This window comes from Streptomyces sp. SS7 (assembly GCF_037993025.1).
Taxonomy (GTDB): domain Bacteria; phylum Actinomycetota; class Actinomycetes; order Streptomycetales; family Streptomycetaceae; genus Streptomyces.
The window spans coordinates 6,973,039-6,995,615 of the sequence record NZ_CP141223.1 but is presented as its reverse complement, the minus strand read 5'-3'; the positions used below and the strand labels follow the sequence as shown (position 1 = coordinate 6,995,615).

General features: G+C 68.8%; 14 protein-coding genes. 11 read left to right on the top strand and 3 right to left on the bottom strand.

The features are described from left to right. Positions 1–49: 49 nt before the first annotated feature. From U5640_RS32180 to U5640_RS32170, 3 genes are all read right to left on the bottom strand, one after another. Positions 50–5,533: a DNA methyltransferase gene (locus tag U5640_RS32180; RefSeq protein WP_340380333.1), complete on the bottom strand. Its 5,484-nt coding sequence runs from the start codon at positions 5,531–5,533 to the stop codon at positions 50–52. Between the two features lie 67 nt (positions 5,534–5,600). After that, positions 5,601–8,690, bottom strand: coding sequence for a DEAD/DEAH box helicase (locus tag U5640_RS32175; RefSeq protein ID WP_340380331.1), 3,090 nt, complete (start codon positions 8,688–8,690; stop codon positions 5,601–5,603). 228 nt (positions 8,691–8,918) lie between these two features. After that, positions 8,919–10,307 (bottom strand): serine/threonine-protein kinase, encoded by a 1,389-nt coding sequence (locus U5640_RS32170; protein WP_340380329.1) that lies wholly within the window; start codon positions 10,305–10,307, stop codon positions 8,919–8,921. A gap of 210 nt (positions 10,308–10,517) precedes the next feature. On the opposite strand from U5640_RS32170, the gene U5640_RS32165 reads away from it, so the two are divergent. From U5640_RS32165 to U5640_RS32115, 11 genes are all read left to right on the top strand, one after another. Continuing rightward, the gene (locus tag U5640_RS32165) at positions 10,518–12,119 is read left to right on the top strand and encodes a CBS domain-containing protein (protein WP_340380327.1); all 1,602 of its coding nucleotides are present in this window, start codon (positions 10,518–10,520) and stop codon (positions 12,117–12,119) included. Between the two features lie 158 nt (positions 12,120–12,277). Next, complete coding sequence (locus U5640_RS32160; RefSeq protein WP_340380325.1) at positions 12,278–13,048, top strand: phospholipase D-like domain-containing protein; 771 nt, start codon at positions 12,278–12,280, stop codon at positions 13,046–13,048. Positions 13,049–13,399: 351 nt separating this feature from the next. Continuing rightward, on the top strand, positions 13,400–14,905 hold the full coding sequence (locus U5640_RS32155; RefSeq protein WP_340380323.1) for a MarR family transcriptional regulator: 1,506 nt from the start codon (positions 13,400–13,402) through the stop codon (positions 14,903–14,905). Further along, positions 14,902–15,474 (top strand): helix-turn-helix domain containing protein, encoded by a 573-nt coding sequence (locus U5640_RS32150; protein WP_340380321.1) that lies wholly within the window; start codon positions 14,902–14,904, stop codon positions 15,472–15,474. The genes U5640_RS32155 and U5640_RS32150 overlap by 4 nt, the downstream gene beginning before the upstream one ends. 165 nt (positions 15,475–15,639) lie before the next feature. Then, complete coding sequence (locus tag U5640_RS32145; protein WP_340380319.1) at positions 15,640–16,353, top strand: ParA family protein; 714 nt, start codon at positions 15,640–15,642, stop codon at positions 16,351–16,353. Positions 16,354–16,913: 560 nt separating this feature from the next. Further along, entirely contained in the window at positions 16,914–17,210 is a 297-nt protein-coding gene (locus tag U5640_RS32140; protein ID WP_340380317.1) for a hypothetical protein, read from the top strand. 126 nt (positions 17,211–17,336) lie between these two features. After that, positions 17,337–17,648, top strand: coding sequence for a hypothetical protein (locus U5640_RS32135; protein ID WP_340380315.1), 312 nt, complete (start codon positions 17,337–17,339; stop codon positions 17,646–17,648). A 262-nt stretch (positions 17,649–17,910) separates the two neighbouring features. Then, positions 17,911–19,224: a DUF4365 domain-containing protein gene (locus U5640_RS32130; protein WP_340380313.1), complete on the top strand. Its 1,314-nt coding sequence runs from the start codon at positions 17,911–17,913 to the stop codon at positions 19,222–19,224. Beyond that, positions 19,221–20,672, top strand: a complete 1,452-nt coding sequence (locus U5640_RS32125; RefSeq protein ID WP_340380311.1) for a hypothetical protein — start codon at positions 19,221–19,223, stop codon at positions 20,670–20,672. Before U5640_RS32130 ends, U5640_RS32125 begins: the two co-directional genes overlap by 4 nt. Positions 20,673–20,935: 263 nt before the next feature. Further along, the gene (locus U5640_RS32120; RefSeq protein WP_340380309.1) at positions 20,936–21,343 is read left to right on the top strand and encodes a hypothetical protein; all 408 of its coding nucleotides are present in this window, start codon (positions 20,936–20,938) and stop codon (positions 21,341–21,343) included. Between the two features lie 539 nt (positions 21,344–21,882). Next, positions 21,883–22,551: a DUF5134 domain-containing protein gene (locus U5640_RS32115; RefSeq protein WP_340380307.1), complete on the top strand. Its 669-nt coding sequence runs from the start codon at positions 21,883–21,885 to the stop codon at positions 22,549–22,551. The last annotated feature ends 26 nt before the right edge of the window (positions 22,552–22,577 follow it).

Sequence of the window (22,577 nt, the reverse complement as noted above, 5' to 3'; positions counted from 1 at the left end):
ATACGCGGGAGCCCTGCCGGTCCTTGTCGGGCGGCAGGGCTCCCCTGCGTCACGCTTCGCGCATACGACGGGTGAACTCAGCATGGGCCGCCTTCATCTCGGCCTTGCGGCGAGCCTGGTAGAGGGGGTCGGTGTAACCATCAGGGAGCGTGTAGGCGTTCGGGAACTCGTCGTGTGAACTCAGAGTCTTCCAAGCGTCCTTGGGCTGACCGTATCCGTGCTGCTGGTGTGCCTTGGCAATACGGCGGCCGGTCGCGTCGAACCACATGTTCTCCTCGTACTGCTGGAGTACGGGGAACCGGGCGTCGTACATGGCGACGAGTTCGTCGGCGCTGATGCCGAGCCATACGGCGACCAGGGCGTCGATTTCGACGAGGGCCGCGCGACGGGCGAACTCCGTACGGAGGGGTGTGTCGCGGGTCCAGGTACGGCCTACGCCTTCGGCGAGCGGGGGCGTGGACTCAGGCCAGGTTTCGGAGGCGGCCCATGTGTCCTGCTGCCAGGCAGGGTCGTACAGCTCCTTCCAGAGAGGGGCGTAGGCGTTGGTCTGACAGTTGAGGCGGAGGGTGCGGAGGAGGAGGGCTCCTTCGAGGGGATGGTCTTCCGTGGGGGCGGGCATGACCTCGGCCTCGCCCTTCTGGAGGTCGGAGCGACCGGTGGCACGCAGGAAATAGTCCAGCGGCAACGACGCCCAGAAGCCTGCGGTCAGCGCTGTCTCTCTGCCGCTGTCCAGCACGGCGCTGTGCATCATGTGGACATGAGCTGGCCCAGGCGGGATGAGAGCCGCAAATAGGCTGCGCTCCGTGTTCGATGCGATCTGCCGACGCCAAGCCAGGCGGAAGAAGCGCGAATAGGGCCTCGAAGCCCAGCTGCTGAGCGTGGCCTGTTGCTCGTCCTCGTCATCCGTGACTTCTCGGAGAACGTCGGCGACTTGCTCGTCATTCTGCAGTTCGTTGAGTAGTTCCAAGTCGGTCCATGTGCGCCTGGACAGAGCCGCGTAATAAGTCGAAATCGGCACCGCGCGCCGGTAGTTCGTGCGCGGCACCGCGTCCACCGCAAGGTTCCCGTGATCCCACGCCTCATAATCACGCATGCTCTTCGAGCCACCCTCTGGTGGCTGCTTGTGAAGCGGTGTGGCCACATGGATCAAAGGCCCCTGGAGGATGACGTCCCGCCAGCTGTCGACCTCGCTCGGGGTCCAGGTGAAGTAGCCCTTCGTGCGGTCGGTCTTCTCGTTGAAGCCCCCGCTGATCCGTGGACGCAGTGCGCCGAGCCGGTGCGGCCACTTCGCGAGGGCCCTGATGGCGGACTCCTCGGCTCGCGTCACGGGATAGAGGAGCTTGGCCTGCTCGGCCGGCGGCGGATTCTCCTCTCCTGCCAGTTCGAGCCATTCCGTGAGGCGCGTCTCGTCCACGGTGATGATCCGGTCCTGGTGAGCGCGCAGGTCCCACTTGCCCTCGTGTTTGACGCCCGGCAGGGGGTCGTCCTTCTTGGTGTGGCGGACGGACTTGACCAGGACGCTTGGATGCAGCAGCCAACTCATGTGCTGGAAATGGATGTCCTGGTCCTTGCCATACACATTGACGCTGAAGTGGCTGCTGTTTCCGACCGGGTTGGCGAAGATGAGCAGCTCGTTGGTGAAGTCCGCGTGGAACCGCAGGTGCCGATAAGCAGCGCCGCGCAGGACAGCCTCGTTCGATCCCGTCAGATGCGTGGATGGATGAATCAGACCAGCGATGCCCCGCTCGCCGATAGCCCGCCACCCCGACAGCATGAACGCCCGATACATATCAGGCCGAGTCCCGACCATTTCCGGATACGTATCCGCCGACGACAGGAACTCCGAAACCCCCGCCACGGTCCCCAGCTCACCCAGATAGAATGACCGGTTCTCGGGCTTACCCAGTACCTCGGCGACGTTCCACTCCCGGTCGGCCTCAGCGTCCTTGCCGCCCAGCACGAACCACGGCTCGGCCTCCGCGAGGACCCCGTTCTCGTCCCACTCCTGCCGAACCCACGGCGGATTCCCCACCATCAAGTCGAACCCGCCCTCGGCAAACACATGAGCGAAGTCCAACTCCCAATGGAAGAAGCCCCGGTCGTCCGCGATCCGCTGCACGGACTCGTACCACGGGAACACATCGCCGAGATCCGCCGGCCGGGACCAAGCCGTGGCCTCGGTCATCTTCTCGTCGAGTTCGTGCTCCTTTTCGTCCAGCTCGCGAAGGTCCGTCACACCCTCGAAGGACAACAGCGACACCTGCCGCCCCTCCCCCGTGTCCACGTCGACCCGTCCGAGCACGGCCTCGGCGAACTCGATCCAGTCCTCGATGGACTTGAGAGCGACCTTCCGCCCGGCATGCCCCTTGGGCAGAGCCGTGAGATCCTCTCCATTAGGCAGGTACTGGAACTCGTCCGTGCCGTCCAGCAGGCCGATCTCCTCCAGCGGCCAGAACCACAGCGCGCACCAGGCGTCCATGACCTGCTTAAGACGCCAGTAGGGAGTGCCCACCCGGGTCAGCGCCTTCAGCACCGCATCCCGGTCCATCGGAGGACGACGACGCTCCTCACCGCCCTCCCCGTCCCGGGGAACCGCCGCCCCCCACACATCCACATGCCGCGAGATCTCCTCCTCGGAGAGCTTCAGCCGCATGACGACGAGGTCCCACAGGTACTCGACCCGCCGACCAAGCCCGATCAACCGCCCGGTCTGCGTCCTGGCCCCGGGCTCCCCCTCATCGTCCTGCCCAGACGTGGCCGGAGCGACAGTCGCCTTCACCCGCGACGGACCACTGCCACCACTACCCGCCGCCGAAATCCCCAGCGTCGGCTGCTCCCAGATCTCCAGCCCAAGATCGAACGCGCCCTGCCCCAGCGCGTCATCCTTCTGCGCCTGCTTCTCCCCAGTCGGAGCGACCTTCTTCTTCGGCGCGGGCGCCCGCCTCGGGTCCCCCTTCGGGTTGCGCCGCATAGCCGACCGCCACTTGCGCAGCGCCTCGACCAGCTCCGGCTCCAGCCAGTCGACGACCTTCCCGTCAACAACGGCCTTCACGACCTCCTCCGAGGTCCCCTTGTTCAGCGTCCGGACGGAGACCTTCTCCCCGATCGACCCCCACCCCATCGCGGGCAGCAGGAACTGGTGCACCTCCCGCACCTTCAGCTTCTCCCCCAGCGGCACATGCCGGGGCTTCTGCGGCTCCTTCGCCGTCAGCCAGCCGCCCTTGCTCAATGTGTTGCCGGGGTACACCTTCCTGACCGCGCCGATCAGCGAGTTGCCCCGGTGGAGGTGAAGGCCGTACCAAGGCGCCTTCATGCCCCGGTGCATGGTGTTCAGCCACAACGAGATCTCGGCCAGCTCGACAGCCGTCTCGTTCAGGTCGACGCCGTACGCGTTGTGCAGCGCGATGTACGCCTTCACCTTCTGCAGCTCGCGCTGGTAGTCCTCGGGGTCGATCTCCACACCCCGCTCGCGCTCGGCGAGCTTCAGATACAGCTCGGCAAGCTGGTTGACGGCCTCATTGAGGAACGCGCCAGACCCCAGAGCCGGTTCACACACCCGCCACTTCAAGACATCCGCGGCGTTGATCCAGGCCTTCTCCGGCTCCTTGGGGTCGACCTCACCCTTCTCGTCGAGACGGAAGCGCAGGGTCTGCTCGACCGTCGCCTCGGTGAGGGACTTCGGCGTGTAGTACGAGGCGCTCGTCTCGCGGTCGCGGCCGGCGAGACGGTAGACGTACGAGTCGACCTTGCGCGGCACCGGCACCAGTTCATTGGTCTCCGGATCGCGCTCCGTCCCCACGAACACGTCGTTCGGGTACCGCTGCGAGGCAACTTGGCTCGCCTTGATCAGCCAGGAGCCGCCGCTCGGGTCACCGCCCTTGGCGACCTCGTACAGCGGCTCGTCGGCGATGAACCCGGTGTACGACATCAGGCCCTCGTACACGGCACCCAGGTGGTTGATGTCGAGGTTGGCGTACGAGATGAAGCCGCCCCTCCCGCCACGGCCCCGGCCCTCCACCACCGTCAGATTGCGCAGCACCTGGTGCAGGACCCTGTTGCGCAGCCGCAGATCGAGGCGGCGGGTCGGGTCGGCGGGGTGGGCGATGATCTGGTCAACGAGCTTTATCGACGTCGGGTCGAAGAGGCGCGACCGGAGGGCCTCGATACGGACGCCCGCGTAGCCGTCGTCCTCGGCCAGCTCCGGTGTCTCATCGCCGACGTCGGCCACTGCCTCGCGCGAGGTGACCGTCTCCGCGACCGGATGACCGGTGAAGACCTTCTCGAACAGCAGCGCCAGCGAGTCGTGGAAGTGGTGGCGGTCCCGCGAGGCACTGGACAGTTTCTCTTGGACCACGAGCTCGCGCAGCCGTCCCACGCTGTACCCGGAGGTGTACTCCGGGCTCTTCATCGGGAGGATGTCGAGCTCGGGGCGGGCCTCGGCGTAGAGGAGGAAGAGGATGCGGTACAGGTAGCGGAGCGACTCGTTGGTGAGGAGGCGGGGCAGGGCGCCGTGGTCCGCGAGGGGGCCCGGGAGCCACTCGGGGAGGTCGTCGGGCCGGACCTTCTTCTTGCCGGCGAGCTCCAGCACCTCGTTGGCGATCAGATGGACCGACTTCTTGAGGCCCTCGCGCAGGTCGGAGGTCACGCCCACCGAGTGGTCCCGGGACTCCGCCACCAGGCGGGCGATGTCGTCGTCCCCGCCGTCCTCGGCCGGACGCAGCGACTGCGCCCCGAACAACGCCGCGATCACGTCGAGTTCACCGGCGGTCGCGCCCTTGAGGCCCTTGCGGGGCAGCGCGACCTCCAGGCTGACCGCCAGATGACGGCCCCGCGCGAAGTTCTCCCGGTCGGCGAGGACGACGACCCCGCCGAAGAGGAGCAGCGCGTAGCGGGGGGCGTCGTCGGCGGACAGCAGCCAGGCCGCCAGGTCCGTGACCGTAGTGAGGGTCTTGCCCGAGGCCACCCGGACGGGGACGGCCAGGCGATTGGCGGAGCCCTCGCCGCGCGTGGCGGCCACGTCGTCGGCGAAGCCGCCGGTGAGGACCGCGACACCGGGCTCGCTGTGGGCCACGGGCACCGCGACCGGAGCGGCCGCACTGTGCACGGTGAGGTGCCCGGGGGCAGGAGTGAACCCCAGGGCTTTCAGGACGCGCACATGCCAGGCGCTCAGGCCCGCCCGCCAGGCACCCTCCGGCGTCACGTCGTAGACGCGGGGCGCAGTCGCGGGCTGGAAGGCCGGCAACCCATCCGGACCCGCATGTGCCTTGAGTGCCTCCGCCGCCGACCGCTGGGCCTCGATCCCGTCGGCGTCGGGCAGCAGGTTGTACTTCTCAGCTTCGCCACCCACGCTGAGGCGTACGTCGAGGTACGGACCCGTGAGGTCCCGCAGGCCCTGGCGCGGAGTGGGCCGGCCCTGGCGCTCCTCGGCCGTCCACTCCTTCAGGCGGCCGGTCTTGAGCTGCTTGGGCAGGATCTCGTCCAGGTAGAAGGGCGGGAAGTACTCACCCTCGTTCGTCAGAGCGTCGAACTTCACGCTTGCTGCTCCTGCCGGATCGCGTCAGTGGTGGAAGGTCGGGGAGATCGAGGGCATCGGGAGGCGGTCATGAGCTCGGCTCCAGGACCGCCAGGACCCGCACCATCGGGTCGCCCGTCGTACGGAGCCGGGTCGCCGCCTCTTCGAGGTTCTCGGCGGCGCGGTCGCGGGCGGTGCGGCCGCCGCTGAACCCGGGTAGGGTCTGCGCGCGCCAGAGGCCGACCCTCTCCTCGTACTCCCGCAGAGGGCGGTCGACCAGTTTCTCCGCGTCCTCGCGGCGCAGCCTCATCTCGCGGCGGGTGGCCTCCACGGCCTCGGGCACGTGCCGTTGGAGCGCGGTCGGGTCGCCCTCGGCGAAGTGGTCGGGCATGTCGGGGCCGATGCCGAGGTCGGCGAGGAGGGACGGGGTCAGTTCCCTGATTCGGGGCTGCTCGTCCGGTCGGCCGAGCCGGTCGACGGCCAGCCAGGCGACGACCGTCGGCCGCCCGTCCTTGTTGGACCACACGCCCTGGGTGAGGAACACCGGCTCGGGGAGGCGGGTGCGGTCCACCTGGATCACCGGTGCCTGCTGGCGGCCCAGCTGGACCAGGACCTTGTCGGTGATCCACTCCATGACGGGGTGCAGCTCGCCGACGTAGTGCGCGTCCGGCCACAGCGAGGACGAGTCGGCGTCCTCACGGGCCCGCTTCAGGGAGTCGGCCGCGTCCTTCTTGCTGAAAGTGAGCTTCATACGGCGGGTGATGCCCTGGTCCCGCAGATACGCGGAGGGGAGCACGTCGAGCCGGTCGGCGAGGTCGTCCGGGGTGTCGAAGCTGAGGTCGGTGCCGTTCACGGTGGTGTCCAGACGGAAGGGCTCCAGATCGGCCAGTTCCGCGAGGCCGGCGAGGACGTACTCGCGGCGGTCCTTGAACAGGCGCAGTTCGTCGACGTGGTGGAGGGGAGCGGGCTGCACGGTGGGGGCCGTCTGCTCCTGAGAAGTGTCCGGGATGTCCGGGGCGTCGTCGAAGTCGAAGCCCGCGTCGCCGTCGTAGTCCGTGTCGAAGTCGAAGTCGGTGTCCTCGAACGGGTCGCCGTCCGCGCCGAACTCGGCGTTCAGCTGTTGCGCGAGCGGCAGGTCCGCTGCCGTGACCCCCTCGTCGAGGGGGACGGACTCCAAGTCCGCCACGGCCTCCTGCGGTGCCTCGCCCTTGAGCAGCGCCTCCATGACGCGCTTCTCCTCCAGGTCGCCGTCGTTCTCCTTCGTCGCCGCCTCCACGGCGCCGAGGACGGCGTGCACCCTCGCCTCACGGGCGAGGACCTTCTCGGCGATGTCGGTGTCGTCGAGGGCGCCCTCGACGGACGATTCGAGGATCATCGCGCGGAACTCGGGGGGCTCGGACTGCCCGTAGCGGTCGATGCGGCCGTTGCGCTGCTCGACCCTGATCAGGCTCCAGGGCAGGTCCCAGTGGATCAGGTGGTGGCACTGGCGGTGCAGGTTGACGCCCTCGGAGGCGCCGTCGCCGGTGAGCAGCAGGCGGACGTCGCCGCCCGCGCGGGCGAACTCGTCGACGTACTCCATCTGCACCCGGTCCGAGACGCCGGTGCTGTGCAGCACCTTGACCGCGGCCTTGGCGTCGTCCTTCTTCTTCCAGCCCAACAGTGGGGGGAGCACCTCGCCGAGCCAGTCGAGGGTCTCGCGGCGCTCGGAGAAGACGACCGCCCGGGGCACGTTGCCGGCCCCCACGCCGATGCGGCGCAGCTCCTCGACCAGACCCGCGAGCTTGGACGTGGCGGTCAGCCCGTCCTCCCCGCCGGTCGCGCGCTCGATCGCCCGGGCCAGCTCCATCAAGCGTAGGAGAGAGGCCGTCTCGGGCGTGTGCGCCTCGATGTCGGACGGCGGCGCGTCGACGATCTTGTGGCCATCGGGCAGCCGGTGCCCCGTCTTCGCGAGCCTCTGGCGGGCTGTGACGAAGAGGGCGCGGTGCGAGGAGAGAAACGACTTGAGCAGGACGTACGGGAAGAGCCTGTCCTCCGTACCAGCCTGGGCGTCGGGCTGCTTCAGCCAGTGCTGGGCGAGCTCCTGGAAGACCTCTTCCTCCAGGTCGTTCGCCTGGCAGCGCACCGGATGGGACCCGCCACGTGGTGCCCAGTGGTCCTTGAGCTGGTCCGCGACCTCCGCGCTGACCTTGGTGCGGCGCAGCATCAGGTGGTCCAGCTCTTCGGCCTTGGGGTGGCGGGGGTCCTTGACCGCCATGGGGTCGAGGAGGCGGATCAGGCCGGTGAAGGCCTGCATGTCGCCGTTGTGCGGGGTCGCGCTTGCCAGCACGAGGGCGTCGGTGCGTTCGGCCAGGAGGTCGGCGAGGGCGCGCCGGTCGCTGCCCTGGTTGATGAGGTTGTGGGACTCGTCGATGACCACCGCGTCCCAGCGGATGTGCTCCAGCCACGGGCGGTAGCGCTTGGGGTTCTTGAGCGTGTCCATGGAGATGATCACGCGCTTGAAGTAGGTGAACGGGTTGCGGCCCGCCGGGATCTTCCGCTCGATCCGGGCGATGCCCGCGCTGTCGAGCCGCACCAGAGGCAGGGAGAAACGCGTCCACATCTCGTGCTGGAACTGTTCGAGCACGGGAGCGGGCGTGACGACGAGGATGCGCTCGCCCCGGCCGCGCCGGATCAGCTCGCTGAGCAGCACCCCGATCTCCAGGGTCTTGCCGAGCCCCACGACGTCACCGATCAGCAGCCGTGGCCGCAGCGGGTTCGCCAGGGCCTTCGCGGCGGGCCGCAGCTGGTAGTCCATGCGGTCGAGGAGAAAGCCGTCGGCGAGTGCCAGCCGGCGTTCGGTCTGCGGCAGTGGGGTTTTGCGCAGCACGGCCTCCAGGAAGAGGCGGCTGCGCCGGAAGTGCGGTGAGCGGTCGCCGAGGAGTTGGGTGTCCTCGGGGAACAGGATCCGCGGCCGGTCCATCGTGGGCACGAGGAACCGGGCCTCCTGGCCACGCACCAGCTCGGATGCTCCGACCGCCTCGATCACGAACTCGCCGGGCCGCACCTCGTCGCTGCTGCGGACCATCCACTCCTCGTCCCGCACCTCGATCACCGTGCCGGCGGGCGGAGCTCCCTCGGGTTGCGCCGTGGCCTGGGCGGCGGGGCGGTCCTCGGTGCTGCCGGGCACGGTGTCGGGCATGGTGTGCGGGTCCTTTCGGGTTGTACGGGGAACGCCCTGCGGCGATGAAGCCGGGCGGTGGCTGATGCCGCCGGGGCACGACGTTCCCCTGAAGCCTAGGGCTCCGGAGAGGCGGGGCGGGAGCGGACGGAGGAGGGGAGTGGGGAATCGGCGACAGGCCGGGCCATGCGAGAGCGTGGCGTGCGTCGGGGCAGCCGAGCAGCCCCCTGGCCGTGTCGTCTCCGCCGCTTACAGCTTGCCGCTGTGCGCGTAGGCCTTCCGCAGCCGCTCGGCCACGCGCAGTGCGGCACGCGGCGGGGTCGCGGGTGGAGCGGCGGGCGGCTGCTTCTCGGGCGGCCTCGGGGGCTGGAGGGGGTAGCTGGTGGGGTCGGGTGCCTCGGCAGGGGGAGCCTCGGCGATCCCGTCCGTAGGGGCGGGGGCGGGAAGCGGCTCGGCCCCTTGCGCCTCGGGCCGGTCCACCGCTGTCGGCGTGTACTCGGCCGGTACTCCGTCCTCGGCCAGCTCGATGTCGTCGGTGTCGACGATGCCGAAGAAGCCCGCGCCACCGCTCGACAGCTCCACGGGCGTGCCCCCGGCCCACGGGGCGTCGGGTGCCACCCCCGCGTCGACCGCGCGCTGGGCCAGGTCCCGGACGGCCGGATCGACACCGTCCGAGCGAGCCTCTGGGGGCAGCTCGGGAGCCAGGCCGGCCTCCGCCACGAGCACCCGCAGCTGCTCGAACGCCAGGTCCTGGGTCAGCCCCGCTTCATGGAGAAGGGCCCGCAGCCCCATGTCCATCTTGTCCAGGTCCGGGCGGCGGTCGGGGATGTCCACCAGTATCTGGGCGAGCAGCGGACGGAAGTCCGCGCCGACACCGTTCCAGTGGGGCGGGGTGAGTAGGGGCTCCTGAGGGTAGGGCGGCCTGCCCGTCAGCGCGAAGAACAGCGTGGCGCCGAGCGCATACACGTCGGTGGGTTCCTTGGCACTGGGAAAGTCGTGAAGCTGCTCGTAGGACATGAAGGGCTTGGTTCCCCATGCTTCACCGGGGCCGGTGATCGCCTGGCTGGTCCGTCGTTCGATGAGGGTGGCAAGACCGAAGTCCAGGACAACCGGGCCGGCCGGCCCCAGCACCACGTTGTCCGGCTTGAGGTCACGGTGCAGCAGTCCCGTTCCGTGGATGGCGCGCAGGGCGTCGACCAGATGGAGGCCGAGGGCGACGTAAGGGCCCACGGAGAGCGTGCCGGACTCCTTCACCATCCTGTGCAGCGACGGACCCTCGATGTAGTCCATGGCGAACCACGGTTCCGGCGCGTCGGTGTCGGCCGCGAGGAGTGCGGGCACACGGTCGCTGACCACGGCCCGGACAGTGTCGATCTCCCGGTCGAACCGCTTCCGGGCCCCTGGCTTGTCCAGCAGGTGCGGCTGGATCATCTTGACCACGGCGAGCCTCGGCTCCGCGGCGTCCGCGCCCTCGTCTGGCTCCACCAGGTGGTACGTAGCGGTCAGTTCGTCCGTGAGGCCGTCCAGCGGGATCCTTCGCGCCAGATAGGCCACTCCCATGCCGCCTTCTCCCAGCCGGGCGAGCAGCTCGAACGGCCCCAGCACCTGGGGGTCTTTGTCGGCGTCCAGCGGCTTCATCGGCGCTCTCGTACCCCCACGCTCACGTCACGACCCCCCGGCCGCACTGCTGTCGATCAGTTTACGGGCAGTGTCGTGGCAGAGGCGGTCGGTGAGGGCGGGAGGGCACCTGTTCGTGACCTGGCTTGAATCAACGGGTGGTTGAACACTGGACGCTATACAAGTGCACGCTGCGCGATCGAATGTCATGTTCATACGGGGAGGAACGACATGCGGGCCTGGGTGGTACGGGCGGGGGAGAACGGACAGCGGGAGCACGCGGCCCTCGAAGAAGGGGTTCTCCTGGTCGGATGGCACGAACTGGGCGACCTGTCCGATGTACCCACCCGTGAGGACATCAAGGCCGCCGTTGCGGCCGCCTACCCCGACGAGGGCCCCTACACGGTCGGCAACTGGACCGGCCAGCTCTACCGCTTCGTCCATGAGATACAGCCCGGGGACTTCGTCGTCCTGCCGCTGAAATCGTGGCGCGTGGCCGTGGGCCGGGTCACGGGCGGCTATGAGCACCAGGCGGAGTCCGCGGACGGTCCGCGTCACATTCGCCGGGTGGAGTGGCTGGTCAAAGACATCGACCGGCAGTCGATCCAACCTGACCTGCTCGACAGCATGGGGTCGCTGCTGACGGTTTTCGAACTCAGCAGATTCGCGGCGGCGGAGCGCATAGCCGCACTGGCCGAGGGCAAGCCGGACCCGGGACGTCCCGACGCGGACGAGTTCGCCGCCAGCCTCACGGAGCCGGTCAAGCTGTACGAGGAGGTACGCCGCCGTGCCGCGGACGAACCGCTCACGCTGTCCATCCGGGACTTCCTCGCCGTCTGGGGCGTCCAGCGCCGGTACCCGGCCGCCGTCGAGCAGATCAAGAACGATCTCGACGAACGCGGCCTGGTGACCGTGCCGCCCTTCACGGAAGGCAGCATCGACAGCAAGATCGCGGTGCTGGCGGGCGGCGCCGAGCCGGACGCGTCGGGGGCCAGCGCCGTGACCCGGTTCACGGACACCTCCGTCGTTTCGGACATGATTGCCGGCGTATACGACAGTCTTCAGCGGCTGCTGGGCCGGGACGGCGGAGAACCTGAGACAGAGACGCAGACCGTCGCCTATCGCGTCAGCAACCTCGAGTCCGCCAACCGCATGCCCGAGTTCGTGAGGGTGGGGGCCGGTCTCAAGACCGCCATGACGCTCATGGTGCTGCGCGGTTACAGCCAGCTTCCCGTCCTCGACGAGGACGGGCGGCTGCGTGGTGTCGTCAGCTGGGAGTCGATCGGACGCGCCCACCTGGCTGATCCCCGGGCGAGCCTCGAAGCCGCCACGGTGAGGGGGCAGGAGGCCGACCGCTCGGACGACCTCCTCGACTGGATCGGCACCATCCAGCAGTCGGGGTTCGTACTCGTGAGGGACCACGACCACAAGGTCTGTGGCATGATCACCGCCTCCGACCTGACGGTTCAGTTCGGCATCCGCGTGCGTCCCTTCGTTCTGGTGGAGGAGATCGAGCAGCGGCTGCGGCGCGTGGTCGACCAGCGCATTCCGCTCGACCGCATCCGGGCGGTGGTTCCGGCACGCCGTGCTTCCCGGGTCAACTCGGCCGCCAATCTGACGTTCGGCGCCTACGGACACCTGCTCAAGGTCCCCGAGAACTGGGCCGCCATCGGCTGGGCCATCGACCAGGAGTACTTCCTGGCCGCACTCGAGGAGTGCCGCCAGTTCCGCAACAGCCTGATGCACTTCAGCCCGGACCCCGTGACCGACGACCAGCTGCTGCCGGCTCAGGGCCTGCTCGAACTCCTTCGCTCCATGGATCCGCAGAACTGAGGCCGAATGGGGGAAGCAACAGGTGGGGTGGCGCGAGGAGATCGCTACGGCCCTGGGGGAACTGTCAAACGATCTCGGGCGGTGCGGGTGAGCGGCCACGCTGGCAGCAGATCGGGCGCACGGTCCGCACCGGGGAGGTTGGGTGGTACGCGGTCGACGTGCGCGGCTCGGACATCGGGCCGGACCAGATGGAGGGTCTGCGGCTGGCAGGGCCCGAGTCGGACGGCATCGACGACGAGACGACCTTCTTCAGCACGTTCGAGAAGGAGATCCGCAGGGCTCAGACCTCGCCCTGGCTGTGGGCGCCGGGGGTGGCGAACCGAGTACGCGGCATTCTGCCCCTCCTCCGGGAGGCGGCTGAACGCGGCGTCAGGGTCCGTGTGTTCATCCGCGATGACACCGACCAGATCCAGGCCCGCCCGGCCAGCCAGAGTCTCATCGCGGATCTCCGGTCTGTCGTCGACACCGTCACCTTGATGAACGTCATGCATCAGAAGATCGCAGTGATCGATGATCAGACGATCACGATCGGCAGCCTCAACACACTCTCGCAGAGCTGGACTCGAGAGGTCATATTGACCATGCGCGGCGGCCACTTCGCCCGGAAGATCTTGGAGCACGAGTACGCCGAACTGTTCAGCCGCCCCCGACATGTGCCCGCTGCCGTGGTACGAGCGTTGAGCTGCGCCGCAGGACGAACGGCACCTGCTTCTGGCGCTGTTACGACAGTGTCTGAAAGAGAGCGCCCAACGGGCGGAGCACCGCCTGGAACCAGGACATCCGAGTGGGCGGCGGCAGGCACTGAGGAGGCCCGTCGGGCCTTTCGTACCCGTTCGGAAGGGCAGACGAGTCGGGCTATACGCCGGGTATTCCTGGAGCACCTTTCTGACCTGCGGGTTTCCGGGATCGGACCGGCTGTGACCTGCTAGGACGGGTTGCAGAGGCGATCGGAGGCAGTCAGAGGAAACCGCTCTGATTCGACCCCGATTCGACCCGAGCTGCTCGGAGCCAGTCAGAGGCAATCGCCCTCTGTCTGGCCCCGAATCGGACCAGGTCGGAGCGGTGTCGAACCGGTCAGGACTCTTCTGACGGTACTCCGAATCGTTCTCGGTCGAGCTGCGATGGGGACGCCTGCCTCCGGTGCGGAGCCAGGCACACGAAGCCTCCAGGACGGCAACCCTGGAGGCTTCGCCTGGCGCCGATGGGAGGTCGGTTCCGGATGCCACCCGTGGTTTTAGCGGGCCTGGGCGGCATCCACGTCCTTGCGAGACGACCCCACCGTGCCAAACAGCACCCACCAGCCACTCCCCCCACGACAACTCACCCGACTTCGCAGCCCGCTGGGCCTCTCCCGACTTCCGGCGGCTGCGGCCGATCTGATCCTGCTCGGCGACCTCACCGGCCGCTACGCCACCGGCAGCTACAGCAGACTCGCCTCCGACGGGCGAAGCCTGGTCCTGCGCGCGGACCGCCAGGGCGCGGCCGAGCACGGGCACCGGATGACCGCGGCCATCGCCTGCCACGTGGCCCGCGCCGGCGGCACCGTCGACCAGCTCACGCAACTCTTGCTGCACCCCGACCACGAAGGCGGACGGCACACCCGCAGCATCGCGCTGCGCTCCGGGCAGGCGCGCGCCCTGGACTACATCCGCCGGGTCTGGAGCAGCGCTTCCAAGACGATCAGCACCACCCTCGCGCTGAGCTCCCGGCACGACGTGTACGAGGTGCTTGCCGCATTGCGTGACCGCATCGAGACCACGCCCTGGCACGGGGAGCGGGGACGGACCGCGCTGCGGGTGCTCCGGGCGCATCTGAACTTCGCCGAGACCGCGGGCGGCCCCTTGCACCACGCCAGCGAGCGCCAGACCGCCGAAGAGGCGGGCATCTCACGGACGACCCTGCGGGCGGTCTACGAGACCGTCCTGAAGCCGGGAGGCTGGCTTCGCCGCCTGCGGGTAGGTCATGGGCAGGAGGGCTCGACCTGGTACCTGGGCGCCACCAGCATCCCCGGTCACGATGGCACAGCTCTGCTGTCTCGTTTCCGGTCCACTCAGTTCCCCCCCGACCCGGCACTTGAGGAGTGGACCACCCCTGAGACGGCCACGACGGCCGACATCGACTCCACGATCCTCGGCCGTCTCATGAGCCACGACGCCTTCGCCCACCACGGCCTCGGCAGCGCCGCCCTCATGATCATCAGCGCCCTGCACCAGCACCCCCACCAGACCGTTGCCGAACTCGTCGGTACTTCCTCGGTCTCCCGCGCCACCACCTACCGGACTCTGAAACGCCTCGCCGACCACGGTCTCGTGCAGCGCACCGGGGAGACCTGGGCCCTCACACCGCGCGCCTTGGAGGGCTTCGGTATCCGACTCCCGGACGCCGACACCGGCCACAGCCCTGCGCCGGCGCAGGGCTGGGACAAGGTTGCCGAGCTACACGGCACCTCGGGCATCGCGGCCCAACGCAAGGCCCTGCACACGGCCGAGCGCGCGGCCTACCAGGAGGCACTGGACCGGCTTGCGGAACACCGCAGCAGGGCTCTCGTCATCGTCCGCGACGGCCACCCCGTCCTTGTGCCAACGCCGCGCCCCGACGAGATCCCGCCCGCGTGGCACACCCCCGACGGGCGCGTCCTCGACCCATTCACCGGTCGTCCGGCCGCCGACTGGCAGGTCGCCACCGACGGCCGCCTGATCCTCATCACGCCCGCCGACCAGCGCAGTTACGACGAACTGGTCGCTGCCCATGCCGAAGCCCTCAGCGAATGGGAGTCCGTCGCATGAACCCAGAACCTCCGATCACCTCCGACGCGAGCGAGGCGGTGACGCCCCAGGCTCTGCGCCAGCAGTACGAGTCCGGTGCCACGGTCGACGAACTCGTCACCGCCAGCGGCCTGTCCTACGGCACCGTCCTCAACCGGCTGCACGACGCCGGGACCGTCATGCGCACCTCCTGGCAGACCCGCCGGATGCGTCAGAACCCACAAGCCCGCCAGCGACTCGCGGCCCATCTGCGCACTCTCTACGAACAGCACGGCGCAACCCTCACCGAACTCGCCACGGCGGCGGGAGAGACGCGGCGCGGTGCCCGGCGTCTGCTGATCGAGGCCGGCGGCACCGTGCGCTCGACCCGGCAGACGCAGCGGATACGCGCCGCAGCCCGGGCCGCCGAACGGTACAAGGTCGCGCTGTCCCTGCGCGCCCGGTACGAGGCCGGAGCCACGGTCCCCGACCTCGCCAGGGAGCACAGCTACTCCGTCGCCACCGTCTACCGGCTCCTGCACCAAGCAGGCACCCGCATGCGACCCCAGCACAACCACGGACCGTCCCACGCCCTGAGGAAGCAGCCATGAGACTCCACGTCCTTGTGGGTGTTCCGCACCACGCCTGGCAGATCAAGAAGGCTGCCGTGTGCCATGCCGGCCGCCACAGGGCAGCACGGGCGCCCCCCGCCGTCGGCCGCTCGCCGACGCGCGCACCAAACAACACCCCTTCCCATTTCAGGAGATCAAGCACACGTGAACGAGAACACCCGCCACAAGACCCTGACCGCAGCCACAGAACACGTCTGGGACGCGTTCGTGATCGTCGTCGGCATGCTCAAGGGCGGCACCGGCAAGACCACCTCCGCCTGGTTCATCGCCCTCTACTACGCCGTCGTCCTCAACCTGCCCACCCTGCTGCTGGACGCCGACGCGACCAGCCAGTCCGCCTACGACTGGTTCAAGGTCGCCCAGGCCGCCGGCTTCGAGATCCCCGCCAACCTGGTCATCGAGCGGTACCCGTTCGACGACATCGCCGAGTACATCCGCACCAAGCGCACCGAGTTCGGCGCGATCGTGGTCGACGTCGGCGGCGGCAGCGCCCGCATCTTCCACGAGGCGGTCACCGAAGCGAACCTGCTCCTTGTGCCGGTCGCCCCCACCAAGATCGAGCGCCGCAAGCTCGTGGCCACCTTCGACGAGGCCGAACGCGCCGCCGCCCGCAACCCCCACGACGTCACCGCCCACGTGGTCATGGTCAAGGCCGACGACCGCACCAGCCTGCCCGGCCGGGCCAAGGAGCAGCTGCTGGAGCCCGCTGAGGGCGAGGGCATCGGCCCGGGCCGCGACGAGGCGTTCCCGCTCGCCGAGACCACCATCCACTCCTGGGTGCACTACATGGAGGCCTTCGGCGAGATCCCGACCGAACTGAGCGAGTACGCCAAGCTGATGAAGGAGCTCACGGCATGAGCGAGCGCATGAAGCCCCCGGCCCGCCGAACCGGCGGTCGCACTCTGGGCGGGGCCAAGAAGGCGACCCCGCCGCCCCCTCCCCCGACCGCTGAGCTCACCCCCGAGCAGTTCGCTGCCGAACGCGCGGCCAGCCAGGACGAAGGCCGTCTCGCTGTCGATCGGTCTCAAGCTCAGCTCGCTCCTTCCACCGTTCCCATCGAGGCATCGGCGCAGGGCCGAACCGAGGCAGTGCCCGAAGCAGCAGAGAGGTCCACCCAGCCGACCGCCGAGGTGATACCGAGCAGCCCCATGCCGGAGCCGGCCGCCAGTGCGCCGGTTCACCCGGACGTTGTCGCCCCCGAGGCAGGGGCCGGTGAGGAGCCGGTGGAGCGGCAGATGCCGCCTGTGGTCCCGGCTTACGAACCTGTAGCTCCTGTGGCGCGTCCGGCGCAGCCGAGCGAGCCCGCTGCGCCACACAACCTGTCCCCCATCACGTCCGCGGCTCCAGATGTGGCCCCGGCCGCCGAGGTGGCGGTTCGTCCGGCAGCTACTCCGGTCGCAGGCGGTACCGCGTTCCCGGTGAGGACCGATGCACCGGGAGCTCATCAGGAGCAGTACGGGCGACCCGAGGCAGCACCCAGCGAGGGAACGCCGTGGGCTCACGGCCCCGGCCGCCCCAAGGACATCCCCGAGACGGCCGTGATCCTCAACCAGCGCATGATCACGCGGGAGAGCCTCGACTCGTCGGTCCCTGCCGCGCTGAAGCTCAAGAAGCGGATCAAGCGCTTCGCCCTCGACAACGAACTCGACCACCTGCCCATCGGCGACATCGTCTCGGTCGCCCTGGACGAATGGCTCACCGCCCGCGGCTTCTGACGCGGCGTACATCTCCCAGGGTGTCCGCGAACGCTTCACTCGTTCGCGGACACCCGTCCCACCGACTATTCCACTAGTCGACTAGGCGGCTAGCTAGTCGACTAGTCAACCTGCCCGGAGCACCCCATGCCAGATCTCTCCCGCCACTCCCGTCAGCTGCGTGAACTTGCTGACGCTCTCGACGCGCAATCCGACCTGCCCGACGACCCGTTGGCACCACATCCGGACACACTGGAGGTAATCAGTGGCCGCCACACCAGTCGTGGGCAGATCAACTACGCCGTCCCCGACGCTCTCCAACTCCAGCGGCGGATCCGCCGTTACCACGCGGACCACGGTGTCCAGCACGGCGACATCGTCGCGATAGCGCTCGACGCATTCCTGCGCGCCAAGGGCTACCCTCCCGACCTCACCCCGCTCAAGGCCGAAGAGCGGTGATCACTCGGCCGACCCGAGTGGCGTGCACTCTGGGTGAAGTCAGTGACCGGCCTCCGATCCTCCGGGCACCCGGCTCCGGGGCCCCTCCCGCATGCGCGCACGGGGCGTTGTCAGTGGCGCCTCCTATCCTGAGTTGACTCGGACCACGTGGGAACGACGGAGGATCACCGCATGGGGTGGGACAACAGAGCGCGGCCTCGGCCCCTCAGATACGGCCGGTCTGCGACGCGCCCGCTGGTGCGCTTCCCGGAGCACTGATCGGGTGCCGAAGCGCAGCGTCCAGCAGCGGGCTGGGTACCGGGGTGAGGCATTCGTCGACAAGGCCGTCTCCGACGCCGGCCACGTGTGGAACGACACCAAGCGTGACTTCGCCGTCGACGGTCAGATCGAGTTCGTGGACGCCGACCGGGAAGTCACCGGTGTCGCCGTCCTGGCCCAGGTGAAGGCCACAGAAGTCGGATTCCGGGGCGATACCGCGACCGGATTCAGATTCACTTGCCAGGCCGACCACATCGCCTACTGGCTTCGGCTGGGCCGACCGGTCGTGCTCATCTGCGTGGACCTGCGCATTCAGCAAGCGTGGTGGAAGCGCGTCGACACCTGGTTCGCCGACCCCGAACGCAAGGCGCGGCGCGTCGTTCAGTTCGACAAGGCCGCAGACCGCTTCGACCTCGATGCCTTCAGCCGGCTGTCAGCCATGGGCGTGCCCGCAGGGGAGCCGTTGCCGCGGCTCGAAGGAAGCGAACAGCTGGTCTCGAACCTCCTCGCCGTTGAGGGCTTCGCCCCGCTCATCCACGAGGCGTCCACGCCCTGTCGTGACCGCGGCGATGCCTGGGAGCGGATGCGGTCGAACGGCAACCAGTTCGAGAGCGGCTTCGTCCTGGCCGCCGGGCGGATCTTCTCGCTCTCCCCATTGGACGAGGGTCCGCTGGCCGTGCTCTGTGACGGGCCGGTCACCTCCGTCCCGACTCAGGAATGGTCGACCACCGAGGACCCCGACCTGCAGCGGCGCTTCGTTTCCCTGTTGAACTTCACCCTGCGCTCCGCCCACCATCCCGAGCTGGTCTGGCACCCAACGAAGAAGGTCGCCTACATGCAGGCGCCGCCGGACCGGTCCCGCCGGAAGATCAAAGGCCGCTACCGAGGCAGCCGCGGACGCACCTTCTTCACCCCGTACTTCGGCAAGGACGACCAGACCAAGATCAGCTTCTGCCGTCACTACGCTGCCAGCCTGTACTTCCGCCGCTGGGGCGAGCAGTGGTTCCTAGAGATCAACCCCACCTACCACTTCACCATCGACGGCCACCGCGACTCCCTGTACGACGCCGAGTACGTCCAGAAGATCAAGCGGCTGGAACGCAACAACGCCGTCTACCAGCTCGTACGCGCCTGGGCCGACTATCTGCAAGGCGATGACACCCTGTTCAGGAGCCGGGACGAGCGCATCCGATTCGGCCAGCTACTCACGCTCGACTGCGATGCCGCCATCGACGAAAGCGTCTGGATTCCGCAAGAACCAGCACCGAAACCGAGCGTGAACGGGCTGGCCGAGGGACTGTGGGAGCTGCCGCAATGAAAGCACTCGTGCTCCATGAGCCGGAACTGGAGTTCCGGGCCGGAAACCGCCACATCGATCCCCGCTACGGCATCAGCGTGTACGGCCCGGCCGACGCCGACTCCCCCACCGGACCCAGTCAGATCCCCATCGCCCTGGTCGGCCCCGCCCAGGCGGTCGACGGCATCCGGAGCTGGCTGCAGCGCTGCCAGGACCCCATCGAAGCCAAGCAGGCGAAACCCGGGCAGGAGAATCTGCACCAGCCGTTCCCCGGCTTCAGCGCCGACTCCCCGTTCGGTGCCGAACTCGTCTTCGACGACGCCCTCGTCCGCGAGATCCCCGAACGCCAACTGCGCCGCCTGGCCCGCGCCGACATTGCCTCCGCCACTGCTGAGGCGGTCGAGCTCTACGCGGACGCCGCCCGGTCCCTGGCCGAGACAGGGCGCTGCCGCGTTATTATCTGCGCCCGCCCTGAAGAACTGCAGGACAGAGAAGACCGTCCGCCGTCAGAGGAGTCCACGGCCGACCGCGAGGAGGAACAGGGCGAGCGAGAGGCCGGAGGTGATTTCCACGACCTGCTCAAGGCCACCGCGCTCACACTGCCAGCCCCCTTGCAGTTGATGCGCAAGGAGACCTGGACCGGGATCCCGGCCAAGACCAACGGGCAGACCGTCCGCCCGCTGCAGGACGAGGCCACACGGGCCTGGAACCTGCACACCGCCCTGTACTACAAGGCCGGCGGGACGCCCTGGCGCATGCAGCGCCACAGCTCCGATTTGGCCACCTGCTATGTCGGGGTCAGCTTCTACCGGAGCGCGAGCAGCAACGAGCTGCACACCGCTGTCGCCCAGGTCTTCAACGAGCGCGGCGACGGCGTCGTCGTCCGCGGCGGCACCGCGCAGATCTCCAAGACCGACCGCCAGCCCCACCTGACACTCTCCGACGCCCGGCAGCTGCTGCTGGACGCCCTGGCCGAATACCGCACCACCCACGGTCACCAGCCCGCTCGCATCGTCGTACACAAGACTTCGAACTTCGCCACCGGCGAGACCGACGGATTCCACGAAGCCGCCGACCTGCGCGAAATCGACCACGTCGACCTGCTGTGGATCCAACGGCGCGGCGCCCCGCACCTGTACCGCACCGGGCAGCTCCCACCACTGCGCGGCACCAGCGTCCAACTCGACTCTCGTTCCCTGCTCCTGTACACCCGCGGCTCAGTACCGTATTTCCGTACCTACCCCGGGCTGTACGTCCCCCAGCCGCTGCTGATCCGGCCCGCGACGCACGGCACGGACCTGCTGACCGCAAGTACGGACATCCTCGCGCTGACCAAGATGAACTGGAACAACGCCCAGCTCGACGAACGAGACCCCCTCACGCTGCGCACCGCCTACCGAGTCGGTTCCATCCTCAAGCACGTCCCGCCCAGTGCCCGCATCGCCACCCGCTACGCCTATTACATGTAGGCAGGTCGCAAGCCCCCAACCAGGTTGGTGTTCGCCGTCATTGCGCCCAGCGGGATGGTTTGAATACGTAGGTTCGGGGATGCCGGGGCAGGGAGCGATGCCTGGGCCACCGTCCCCGCCGTCCGTAGCGGACATGCCGCTGCGCTGCCGGGGCAGGAACACGTCCGCTCCGCAGTGTCCTCCGCCCTTCCTGGGCGGCGGGATGGGTACTAGCGTCGGTCGGGAACACCCCATCCCTTCCCTCTCGCTTCCTTGGGGTCGTCATGATCCACACACGAGAACTCCTCGACAGCATCTCTTCCGAGAGCTTCCTCGGCAACGAGGTCCTGGCTGCGGCCGTCGACGTACTGGCCGAGTGCGAGACCGCCGTCACCGCGTGCGCTACGGGCATGCTCGCGGAGAAGGACGCGGACACACTGCGGGCGGCCATCGACCGGGATCTGGACTGCGCCGACGTCGCCGCCGCGACCCGCCGGATCCTCACCCGGCACAGTGGCCACGATCCGGCGTTCCTCACCGCCCAGGTCGAGGCCTGTCTCATCGCCTGCCGGTACAGCCACGACCTGTGCAGCGGACACGCCCAGCACCATGACCACTGCCGGATCTGCGCCGAAGCCACCGCTCGCGCCACGGAAGCCTGCCGAAGTGTGCTCAAGGCTGTACGAGGCTGAAGTCCGGTGCGGTCACTCCCGCGCAGGACGTGGCGGCCAGAGGCGGAGACGTAGGCACGCCAGGCGCTGAGAGGGCGGACGATCGTCCATGATCCGTCCGCCCAGCCCGGCGTGGGCTCGGTCGGGAGCACGGCCGTGGCTGCACGCAACCGTTGCGACAGGTGACCGTCACCTCCACCGAGTCCAGCCGTGGTGCGGGCCTTTTCGCCCGGCGCGACAGCGAGGGGCGCCATTTCCCCGTGCGCGGGTGCGGGCGCGTCCTACGCCTGCGGGTCTCTGCCTCGCAGCTGATGTGACGGCGTTCATACCGAATGCCTGGAACTCACTCAGGCCACTCACCGACTCCTGTTGTGGCCGTTCGCCAGGTCCGCGTCCTGACCGGGAGGCGATCAGGCGCCCGAAATCCCGTGCCGCCGTGGCGGCTTGTGGAGGGCATCTGTCGTAGTACCTCTCCCGTTCGTTCGTGCCCCCTGCCTGTGCGTGCGGCCCTGGAACTGGTCGGCGGCGCCGTGCGGCGTCCTCGGAGTGGGGGTGGTGCGGTGGTTGCCGCGAGCGGGCTGCGCTGGGTTCTGAGTCTGCTGTTCGCCGTGCCTGTCGCGTACGGCGTGTGGAGGCTGGTGCTTCCCGGGACCAGCGCGGGGGAACGCGTGGATCACGCGCTGCACGCGGCCATGGGGGTGCTGATGATCGCGATGGCCTGGCCGTGGGGAACGGACCTGCCGGCCGTTCCCCAGGTGGTGCTCTTCAGCGTGGGCGCTCTGTGGTTCGTGGCCGCTGCTCCGTTCCGCGCGCGCGGCGGGTCCCGGCGCGGGGTGGTGGTCGCCGCTCTTCCGCACGTCGTGATGATGGGGGCGATGGCATGGATGGTGTCGGCGATGGGCTCCTCGGGGACGGCGTCCGACGGTGGGGGCTCGGCCGGGATGCACGACATGGCCGGAATGGACATGTCGGGTGGCTCGGGTCTCGCCTCCATGAGTCTGACGGGCGCGGGGTCCGTCGCGACGGCGGTGGTGCTCGCGATCGTCCTCGGTGTGCTGGGACTTGTGTGGCTGACCCGTGCGCTCGACCGGGCGCGGGGCACCCGCCCGGGGGGTAGCGGTCCGGAGGGCGACGGGGTGGGGGCGGCGGACGTGGTCGGTGTCCTGGCTCCTGCGTGTCATGCGGCGATGGCGCTGGGGATGGCCGTCATGTTCGCCGTCCTCGCGTGATGCGGCCGGCTGACCGGAGAAACCTG